This window comes from Streptomyces sp. NBC_01689, assembly GCF_036250675.1.
Classification (GTDB): domain Bacteria; phylum Actinomycetota; class Actinomycetes; order Streptomycetales; family Streptomycetaceae; genus Streptomyces.
Window position 1 is genome coordinate 110,074 of the sequence record NZ_CP109592.1, and the last position, 11,100, is coordinate 121,173.

The 11,100-nt window shown below is 76.4% G+C and carries 1 pseudogene; it reads right to left on the reverse strand.

The window, feature by feature from the left end:
• Nucleotides 1-55: 55 nt before the first annotated feature.
• A pseudogene (locus OG776_RS00385) lies at nucleotides 56-11,020 on the reverse strand (type I polyketide synthase); the annotation flags it as partial.
• Nucleotides 11,021-11,100: the final 80 nt, after the last annotated feature.

The window sequence follows — 11,100 nt, forward strand, 5'->3', positions numbered from 1 at the left end:
CACGATGCCCCCCGGGTCCCGACCCGGGGGGCATCGTGCGTGGGCACGCGGTGGGTCAGCCGCCCTGGCCCAGGCCGCCCAGCCACGCGCCGGTGGCGTCGGCGGTGCTGCGCGCGTGGGTCTCCATCATCGTGAAGTGGTTGCCGGGGACGTCGATCGTGGTGTGCGCCCGCTCCCACGACGCCTGCCACTCCTCCCGCCGCAGGGGGCCGTCCGGGTCGGCGGGCACCGGGGGTTCGCTGGAGCGCACCAGGACGACGGGGCTGTCCAGCGGCCCCGGCTCCCATTCGCCGATGAGGCTGATGTACCAGCTCATGGCGGTCAGCCGGTCGGTGTCCATGTGGGCGAACATCGACTCGCGGTCGAACATGCCGCCCAGCATCTGCTGGGAGAACTTCAGGAACGGCGAGTCGGCGCGCGGCATGTAGGTGTCGAGCAGGACCACGGCGGCCGGGGGCCGGCCCTGCTCCTGGAGGTGCCGGGCGGCGGCCAGGGCGAGGATGCCGCCCGACGAGGAGCCGACGAGGACGACGGGTCCCTCGCCGACGGTCCGGGTGACCGCCTCGGCCTGGAGCGCGGCGACGGCGTCGAAGGAGGCGGGCAGCGCCTCGCCGGTGCCGAACCCCTGGGTGGGCAGGGCCCATACGTCGCGTTCGCCGCGGAAGGCCGAGGCGAACCGCGCGTACTGGTGCACGCCGGCCAGCGCCACGTAGGAGCTGAAGCAGACGAACGGTGTGGCCCGCTCGCCCTTGGAGAGCCTGATCGGCTCGGTGGCCGCGGGCAGTTCCCGCGGGGAGGCGAAGGTCGGCCGCAGTCCGGCGGCGGCCTGGAGCAGGGCGAAACCCTCGTCGACGCGGCCGCTCTCGCAGGCCTGCTTGAACAGGCCGCTGAGGGTGTCCCCGGGGGGCGCGGCGGGCCGGTCGGCCGGGGCCGCCGGGGCGCCGCCGGCGGGCGCGTCCAGCAGCCGCCGGTCGAGGTGGGCGGCGAGCAGTTCCGGGGTGGCGTGGTCGAACAGGAGGGTCGGCGGCAGGGTCAGGGCGGTCGCGGTGGCGAGGTGGTTGCGCAGTTCGACGGCGGTCAGGGAGTCGAAGCCCTGTTCGGTGAAGAGCTGGTCGGCCTCCACCGCGTCGCCGGACGCGTGTCCCAGGACCGCCGCGGCCAGGTCGCGGACCAGGCCGACCAGTGCGGTGCGGCGCTCCTCGGGGGCGAGCCCCGCCAGTCGTACGGACGTGCCGGGGCCGGCCGGGGCGCCCGCGGCGGTGCGGCGGGCGGCGGGGCGGGCGGCGGGCCGCAGCAGGCTCTGCAGGGCCTCGGGTCCGCCGGTGGTGCCCATGGCGACCAGGGCCGGGTGGTCCGTGGACAGGGCGGTGTCGAACAGCAGGAGCGCGTCCTCGGCGGGCAGTGGCCGCATGCCGCCGCGGGCCATGCGCCGGCGGTCGGTCTCGGAGAGGCCGGAGGTCAGGGCGCTGTCGCTCTCCCACAGTCCCCAGGCGAGGGAGGAGGCGGGCAGGCCGAGCGAGCGCCGGTGGGAGGCGAGGGCGTCGAGGAAGGCGTTGGCGGCGGCGTAGTTGGCCTGGCCCGGGGAGCCGAAGGTGCCCGCGGCGGAGGAGAACAGGACGAACGCGGCCAGGTCCTGGCCGGCGGTGAGTTCGTGCAGCAGCCAGCCGCCGTCGGCCTTGGGGCGCAGGACCCGTTCGAAGCGCTCGGGGTCCAGGGCGGTGACCGGTTTGTCGTCGACGACGCCGGCGGCGTGCACGATGCCGGTCAGGGGCCGGTCTGCGGGGACGGCGGCGAGGAGGCGGGTGACGTCGGCGCGGTCTGCGGTGTCGCAGGCGACGAGGGTGACGTCCGCGCCCAGCGCGGTGAGCTCGTCGCGCAGTGCGGCCGCGCCGGGGGCGCCGGCGCCGCGGCGGCCGGTGAGCAGCAGGCTGCGTACCCCGTGGGCGGTGACGAGGTGCCGGGCGAGGATGCCGCCGAGGGTGCCGGTGGCGCCGGTGACCAGGACGGTGCCGGACGCCAGGGCGGGGGCGGCGGTGCCGGGGCCGGCCGGGGCGAGCCCGGGCAGCAGGACCTGGCCGGCCCGGACCGCGCTCTGCGGCGCGGCGGCGACGACGGCGGCGAGCAGGGCGCGGTCGTCGGCCTCACCGGATGCGCCGTCGGGTGTGCCGTCGGGTGTGCCGTCGGTGGCGGGCAGGTCCACGAGCTGGAAGCGGCCGGGGTGTTCGGCCCGCGCGGAGCGGACCATGCCCCACAGGGCGGCGCCCGCCATGTCCTGGACGGTGTCGGTGTCCGTGGCCACGCAGGAGCGGGTGACGAACACCAGCCGGGCGGCGGCGAAGCGGTCGTCGCCGAGCCAGCCGCGGATCTGCTCGTGGGCCGGGGTGAGCACCGAGCGGAGGGCGCCGGTAACGTCGCCGCGCCCGGCCCGGGAGCCGTCCGGGGTGACGAGGACGACGTCCGGCATGGTCATGCCGGTGTCCACCGCCTTGCCGAGCGCGTCGAGATCGGCGTACGTCTCCAGGTGGACGCCCGTGGCGTCGAGGGCCTTGGCGACCCGGTCGTCGCCCTCGCCGAGGATGATCCAGCGGAGCGTCTCCGGGCGAGGTGCCGGGGCGGCCGGGGCGGGGCTCCAGGCGACGCGCAGCAGACCGGGGGCACGGCCGTCGGTCTCCCGCGGCGGGGCGGCGGCCACGGCGCGCAGGGTGAGGGACTCGGCGGTGGCGACGGGGCGGCCGTCGGTGTCGCAGGCGAGCACGGAGAACCCGTGGGTGTGTCCGGCCGGCGCCAGCCGCACCCGCAGGGCGGTGGCGCCCTCCGCGTGCAGGGTCAGGCCGCTCCACGCGAAGGGCAGCATCGGTTCCGCCGATGTCCCGGCGCCGCCCGGGAGTTCGACGAGGAGCGCCTGGGTCGCCGCGTCCAGCAGGGCGGGGTGCAGGCCGAAGCGGGTGGCGTCGGCGCGGTACTCCTCGGGGAGCGCGACCTCGGCGAACACCTCGTCGCCGCGCCGCCAGACCCGGCCCAGGCCCTGGAAGCTGGGCCCGTAGTCGAACCCGGCCCCGGCGAAGCCTTCGTAGTGGCCGCCGTCGGCGACGCTCTCGGCGCCCTGCGGGGGCCAGACGCTCAGGTCGGCGAAGGGCGCGGCGGGGGCCGGGGCCTCGGGGGCGAGGGTTCCGCGGGCGTGCTGTTCCCACGGGGTGTCGGTGTCGGCGGGGCGGGCGTGCACGCCGAAGGCGCGCCGGCCCCGCTCGTCGGGTGCCTCGACGGTGACCTGGAGCTGGACGGCGCTCTCGCGGGGGATCACCAGCGGGCTGTGCAGGGTGAGTTCGGCGAGGTGGGCGCAGCCGGTGCGGTCGCCGGCGTGGACGGCGAGGTCGAGGTAGCCGGTCGCGGGCAGGATGACCTGGCCGAGCACGGTGTGGTCGGCGAGCCAGGGGTGGGTGCGCAGGGACAGGCGTCCGGTGAGCAGGAGGGTGCCGGAGCCGGCGGGGCTGACGGCGGCGCCCAGCAGGGGGTGGGTCGCCGGTTCCAGGCCGGCGCCCGCCAGGTCGCCGGTCCAGGGGGCGCTGGGCAGCCAGTAGCGCTCGTGCTGGAAGGCGTAGGTGGGCAGCGGTACCGGCCGGGCGCCGGGGAACAGGGCGGCCCAGTCGGGTCCGGTGCCGGTGGTGAACAGCCGGCCGAGGGCGGTGAGGAGGCCGCGGGTCTCGGGGACGTCCTTGCGGACGGCCGGGACGAGTTGGGCCTCGGGGCGGTCGGGGTCGTCCAGGGCGGCCGTGGCCAGGGCGGTCAGGGTGGCGTCCGGGCCGATCTCCAGGAAGCGGGTGACGCCGAGGCCGTCGCGGAGGTGACGGACGGCGTCCTGGAAGCGGACCGGCTCGCGGACGTGGCGTACCCAGTACTCGGGGTCGGTCAGCTGCCGTGCGCCGACCGGTTCTCCGGTGGTGCCGGAGACGAAGGCCAGCGTCGGCGCGGAGTAGGTGAGGCCCGCGGCGACGGACCGGAAGGCGTCGAGGACGGGGTCCATCAGCGGCGAGTGGAAGGCGTGGCTGACGCGCAGCCGGGAGGTCTTGCGGCCCTGTGCCGCGAGCTGGTCGACGACGGCGGTGACGGCGTCCTCGGTGCCGGAGACGACGGTGGCGGCGGGGCCGTTGAGGGCGGCGATGCCGAGGGTGTCCTCCCGCCCGGCGAGCAGGGGCAGCACCTCCGTCTCGGAGGCCTGCAGGGAGGCCATCGCGCCGCCCGCGGGCAGCTGCTGCATGAGGCGGCCGCGGGCGGCGACCAGGGTGCAGGCGTCCTGGAGGGAGAGGACGCCGGCGACGTGGGCCGCGGCGAGTTCGCCGACGGAGTGGCCGGTGACCTGGTCGGGCACGACGCCCCAGGATTCCAGCAGGCGGTAGAGGGCGACCTCGAAGGCGAACAGGGCGGGCTGGGCGTGTTCGGTGCGGTTCAGGACCTCGGCGGCGGTCTCGGAACCGCCGTCGCCGTCGCCGTCGCCGTCGCCGTCGCCGTCGCCGAGGACGATCTCGCGCAGTCCAGGCAGGTGGGCGCAGACCGCGTCGAAGGCCTCGGCGAACACGGGGTGACTGCGGTGGAGTTCGCGGCCCATGCCCGGACGCTGGGCGCCCTGGCCGGTGAACAGGAACGCGGTGCGGCCGGTGCCGCGCGCCGTGCCGGCCGGGGTCCGGGGCTCGGACCGTCCCTCGGCGAGCGCGGTGAGGGCGTCGGTGAGTTCCGCCCGGTCGGCGCCGACCACCACGGCCCGGTGTTCGAAGGAGGTGCGGGTGGTGGCGAGGGACAGTCCCACGTCGCGGGGGTCGGCCTCCGGCCGGTCGGCGAGGTGGGCGAGCAGGCGGGCCGCCTGGTCCCGCAGGGCGGCGGCGCTGCGGGCGCTGAGCGCCCAGGGGACGACGGGGGCCCCGGTGACGGAGGCCGCGGGTGCGGCGGGTACGGCGGACGGGGTCGCGTCGGGTCCGTCGGGTTCCTCGCCGGTGGCGGCTTCGAGGATGACGTGGGCGTTGGTGCCGCTGATGCCGAAGGAGGAGACGCCCGCGCGGCCCGGGCGGCCGTTCTCGGGCCAGGTGACGGGCTCGGTCAGCAGCCGGACGTCACCCGTCTCCCAGTCGACGTGCGTGGATGGCCGGTCGACGTGGAGGGTGGCGGGCAGGACGCCGTTGTCCATGGCCAGGACCATCTTGATGATCCCGGCGACGCCGGCGCCGGCCTGGGTGTGGCCGATGTTGGACTTGACCGAGCCGAGCCACAGCGGGCGGTCGGCGGGCCGGTCCTGTCCGTAGGTGGCGAGGACGGCCTGCGCCTCGATCGGGTCGCCGAGCATGGTTCCCGTGCCGTGCGCCTCCAGGACGTCGACGTCCGCGGTGCCGAGGCCCGCGTCGGCGAGCGCGGCGCGGATGACCCGTTGCTGGGAGGGGCCGTTGGGGGCGGTGAGCCCGTTGGAGGCGCCGTCCTGGTTGACGGCGGAGCCGCGGACGACGGCGAGGACGGGGTGGTTGTTGCGGCGGGCGTCGGACAGGCGCTCGACCAGGAGCATGCCGCCGCCCTCGGAGAAGCCGGTGCCGTCGGCGGCGTCCGCGAAGGACTTGCAGCGGCCGTCCGCCGCGAGGCCCCGCTGCCGGCTGAAGTCGAGGAACAGTCCGGGGGTGGACATCACGGTGACGCCTCCGGCGAGCGCGAGGTCGCTCTCGCCGGAGCGCAGGGAGCGCACGGCCAGGTGCAGGGCGACCAGGGAGGAGGAGCAGGCGGTGTCGACGGTGACCGCGGGCCCTTCCAGGCCGAAGGTGTAGGAGATGCGGCCGGACAGGACGCTCGCCGAGTTGCCGGTGCCGAGGTGGGCGCCGGCGTCCTCGTCGAGGGCGAGCGGCCGGGAGGAGTAGTCCTGGTAGTTGGTGCCGGCGAAGACACCGGTACGGCTGCCGCGCAGGGTCCTCGGTTCGATGCCGGCCCGCTCGAACGCCTCCCAGGACATCTCCAGCAGGTGCCGCTGCTGCGGGTCCATCGCGGCGGCTTCGCGCGGGGAGATGGTGAAGAACGCCGGGTCGAAGTCGGCGAACCCGGTGAGGAAGCCGCCCGCCCGGGTGGAGACGCCGTGGTGTCCCGCCTCGGGGTCGTGGAGTGCGTCGAGGTCCCAGTCGCGGTCGTCGGGGAAGGGGGTGATCGCGTCGGTGCCGGCGGCCAGCAGCCGCCAGAACTCCTCGGGTGTGCCGACGTCGCCGGGGAACCGGCAGGCCATGCCGATGATGGCGATCGGGTCGTCGTCGGTGTCCGCGCGCCGGGCGCCGGGCGCCGTGTCCGCGACGGGGGCCGGGGAGTGCGCGGGGGCCAGCTCGGCGCCGAGGTGGTCGGCGAGCGCGGCGGGCGTCGGGTAGTCGTAGACGAGGCTGGTCGGCAGCCGCAGGCCGGTGGCCGTGTTGAGGGCGTTGCGCAGTTCGACGGCGGTCAGGGAGTCGAAGCCGAGTTCCCGGAAGGCCCGGGTGGGTTCGACCTCGTCGGGGCTCGGGTGGTTGAGCACGTAGGCGATGTGGGCGCGGACGAGGTCGAGCAGCGCGGCGCGGCGGTCGGTGTCGCCGAGCCGGGCGAGCTGTCCGGCGAGGCCGGTCCCCTCCCCCGGCGCGGGTTCCGCCGCGGTGCCGCGGGCGCCGGCCAGGGCCTGCCGGGCTTCGGGCAGGGCGGCGTAGAGGCGGCGCGGGCGGCCCTTGGCGAGTTCGGCGCCGAACACCTCCCAGTCGATGTCGGTGACGACGAGGGTGGTGTCGTCGTGGTCGAGGGCGTGCTGCAGCGCGGTGACGGCCGTCTCGGGGTCCATGAGGCGCACGCCGTGGCGTTCCAGGCGTTCACCGACGGTGCCGGAGGCCATGCCGCCGTCGGCCCAGCCGCTCCAGGCGACGGCGGTCGCGGGCAGTCCGCGGGCGCGGCGGTCCTCGGCGAGGGCGTCGAGGTGGGCGTTGCCGGGGGCGTAGTTGCCGTGTCCGGGGCTGCCGAAGACGCCGGAGGACGAGGAGAACAGGACGAAGGCCGACAGGTCGAGGCCGGCGGTGGCGGCGTCGAGGTTGAGGGCGCCGCCCACCTTCACGCGCAGCACGTCGGCGAGGCGTTCGGGGGTGAGGGAGCCGATGACGCCGTCGTCGAGGACGGCGGCCGTGTGGAACACGGCGGTCAGGGGCCGCTCGTCGGGTATCGCGGCGAGCAGCCGGGCGACGTCGTCGGGGTCGGCGAGGTCGCAGCGGGCGAGGTCGGCGCGGGCGCCGAGGGCGGCGAGTTCGGCGGCGAACTCGGCGGCGCCGGGCGCGTCCGGGCCGGAGCGGCTGACCAGCAGCAGGTCGCGGGCGCCGGAGCGGGCGAGCCAGCGGGCGACGTGCCGGCCGAGGGCGCCGGTGCCGCCGGTGACCAGGATCGTGCCGTCGGGCTGCCAGCGGCGGCCGGTCGGCAGGGCGCCGGTGGCCGCGCGCAGCAGACGGCGGCCGAGGACGCCGGTGGCGCGGATCGCGACCTGGTCCTCGTGGTCGCGGCCGGCCAGTACGGCGGTGAACCGGTCGGCGGCCCGCTCGTCGAGGGTGGCGGGCAGGTCGACGAGACCGCCCCACAGGTCGGCCTGTTCGAGGGCGACGACCCGTCCGAAGCCCCAGACCGTCGACTGGGCGGGCGCCTGCGGGGCGCTGTGGGCGCCGGTCGCGACGGCGCCGCGCGTGGTGAACCACACGGGGGCGTCGGTGCCGAGGTCCTGCAGTGCCTGGACGAGGGTGACGGTCGCGGCGAATCCGCTCGGCAGGGCGGGCAGCGCGGGCAGCGGGTCCTCGTCGAGGGCGAGCAGCGAGACGACTCCGGCAACCTGCGCGGCACCGTTCGCCGCGGTGGGGCCGGTGCTCCCGGTGAGGGCGGCCGACAGGGCGGCGGCGACGGCGGTCCGGCCGGCGGCGCAGTCGACGGGGACGGTCACCGGGGTGGCGCCCGCGCGCCGCAGGGCGGCGGTCAGGGCGGTGGCCTCGGGGCCGTCCTCGCGGCCCAGGGGGACGACGAGGGCCCAGGGGCCGGTGAGGGCGGCGGCGGGTCCGTCCTCGACGGGCTGCCAGGCGATGCGGTAGCGCCAGGAGTCGGCGACGGCGGTCTCGGTGCTGTGCCGGCGGTAGTGCGCGAGCGCCGGGACGAGCCGGGAGACGGCGGTCTCGTCGAGGTCGAGGGCGGCGGTGAGGGTGGTGACGTCGCCCTGCTCGACGGCTTCCCAGAACGGTGCGTCGGTGGTGCCCGGTGCGGTGCCGGCGGCCGCGGCCCGGGTGAACTCGGGCCAGTAGCGGCGTCGTTGGAAGGCGTAGGTGGGCAGCTCGACGCGGTGGGCCGGGGTGTCGTCGGCGGTGGGGAGCCCGGCGCAGCCCTGTACGTGGAGTTCGGCGAGCGAGAGCAGGAAGCGGACGGGGCCGCCGTCGCCGCGGCGCAGAGTGGCGACGACCACGCTGTCGGCGGCGCCGGCCTCGTCCAGGACGTCGCCGAGGACGGTGGTCACCACGGGGTGGGGGCCGACCTCGACGAAGACGCGGTGGCCCGCGGCGGCGAGGGACTCGACGGCGTCCCCGAGGCGGACGGTCCGGCGGACGTTGCGGTACCAGTAGTCCGCGTCGAGCGTGGTGGTGTCCTCGATCCGGCCGCCGGTGACCGTGGAGTGGAAGGGCACGTCGGCCGGGCGGGCGGCGACCGGTGCGAACGCGGCGAGCAGGTCGTCGCGCACCTCCTCGATCTGCGCGGAGTGCGAGGCGTAGCCGATGGCGACGCGGCGGGACCGTACGCCCTCGTCGGCGAGTTCGGTCTGCAGGGCGTCGAGCGCCTGTGTGTCGCCGGAGACGACGACCGCGCGGGGGCCGCTGAGCGAGCCCACGGCGATCCGTCCCTCCCAGCGGGCCAGGCGGTGTTCGACCTCGGCGAGCGGCAGCGGTACGGAGAGCATGCCGCCGCGGCCGGCGAGCGGGGCGAGCGCGCGGCCCCGGGTGACGACGATCCGGGCGGCGTCGGCGAGGGTGAGGGCGCCGGCGACGTGCGCGGCGGCGATCTCGCCCTGGCTCTGGCCGACGACGGCGACGGGCCGCACGCCGTGGGACCGCCACAGCCGGGCGAGCGCGACGCAGACCACGAACAGGACGGGCTGGACGATGTCGAGGCGGTCCAGCGGCGGGGCGCCGTCGGCCTCGCGCAGCACGTCCAGCACCTTCCAGTCGGTGTACTCCTCGACAGCGGTGGCGACTTCGGTGAAGTGGGTGCGGAACAGCTCGTCGGTGTCGAGGAGTTCGGTGGCCATGCCGGGCCACTGCGGGCCGTGTCCGGGGAAGACGAAGACGGGTCCGCCCTCGGTGTCGGCGACGCCCCTGACCACGCAGGGCGCGGGGGTGTCCGCGGCGACGGCGGCGAGGCCGGTAAGGAGTTCGCCGGTGTCGCGGGCGACGACGACGGCGCGGTGTTCCAGAGCGGAGCGGGTGCGGGTCAGGGCCCGGGCGAGGTCGGCGGGGTGCGGGGCGGGGCCCTTGCCCGCGGTCAGGTGGTCGTGCAGGCGCCGGGCCTGGGCGCGCAGCGCGGTGCTGGTGCGGGCGGACACCGGGAAGGCGAAGGGGCCGGCGGGCGCGGCGGCCGGCGGTGCGTCGGTGCCGGCGGCGGGCGGTGCGGTCTCCGGTTCGGCCGGGGGCTGTTCGAGGATGACGTGGGCGTTGGTGCCGCTGACGCCGAACGAGGAGACGCCGCAGCGCAGCGGCCGGTCGGCGGCGGGCCAGGGCCGGGCCTCGGTGAGCAGTTCGACGTGTCCGGCGGTCCAGTCGACGTGGGTGGAGGGCTGGTCGACGTGGAGGGTGGCGGGCAGCTGCCGCTCGCGCAGGGCGAGGACCATCTTGATGACACCGGCGACACCGGCGGCGGCCTGGGTGTGGCCGATGTGGGACTTGACCGAGCCGAGCAGCAGCGGCCGGTCGGCGGGCCGGTCCTGGCCGTAGGTGGCCAGCAGGGCCTGCGCCTCGATCGGGTCGCCGAGGCGGGTGCCGGTGCCGTGGGCCTCGACGGCGTCGACGTCGGCCGGGGCGAGGCCCGCGGAGGTGAGCGCCTGCCAGATGACGCGTTCCTGGGAGGGGCCGTTGGGGGCGGTCAGTCCGTTGGAGGCGCCGTCCTGGTTGACGGCGGAGCCGCGGACGACGGCGAGGACGGGGTGGTTGTTGCGGCGGGCGTCGGACAGCCGCTCGACGACGAGGACGCCGGCGCCCTCGCCCCAGGCGGTGCCGTCGGCGGCGTCCGCGAAGGCCTTGCAGCGGCCGTCGGCGGCGAGGCCGCGCTGCCGGCTGAACTCCAGGAAGACGGTGGGCGTCGACATGACGGTGACGCCGCCGGCGAGCGCGAGGTCGCACTCGCCGCTGCGCAGCGCCTGTACGGCCAGGTGCAGGGTGACCAGGGAGGACGAGCAGGCGGTGTCGAGGGACACCGCGGGGCCCTCCAGGCCGAGGGTGTAGGAGACGCGGCCGGACAGGACGCTCGCGGAGTTGCCGACGCCGTCGTCGCCCGCGTTGTCGGAGAGGCTGAGCAGGGTGGTGTAGTCCTGCAGGTTGGTGCCCGCGAAGACGCCGGTGCGGCTGCCGCGCAGGGCGGCCGGGTCGATGCCCGCGCGTTCCAGCGCCTCCCAGCAGATCTCCAGCAGAAGGCGCTGCTGCGGGTCGGTGCCGACGGCCTCGCGGGGCGAGACGCCGAAGAAGCCGGCGTCGAAGTCCGCGACGCGGTCGATGAATCCGCCGGTCCGGGTGTAGCTGCGGCCGGGGGTGCCGGGCTCGGGGTCGTACAGCGAATCGGTGTCCCAGCCGCGGTCGACGGGCCATTCGGTCATGGCGTCGTCGCCGGAGTCCAGCAGCCGCCACAGCGCCTCGGGGTCGCTCACGCCGCCGGGGAACCGGCAGCCCATGGCGACGATCGCGACGGGTTCCCGGTTGCGGGCCTCGGCCTCGCTCAGCCGTTGCCGCGTCTGGTGGAGATCGGCTGTGACCTTCCTCAGGTAGCCGAGGAGCTTCTCCTCATCGCTCATGCGTGTTCACCCGTTCCCCAGTCCCGTGTCGCGTGTCGTCGCCCTGGCCGGCC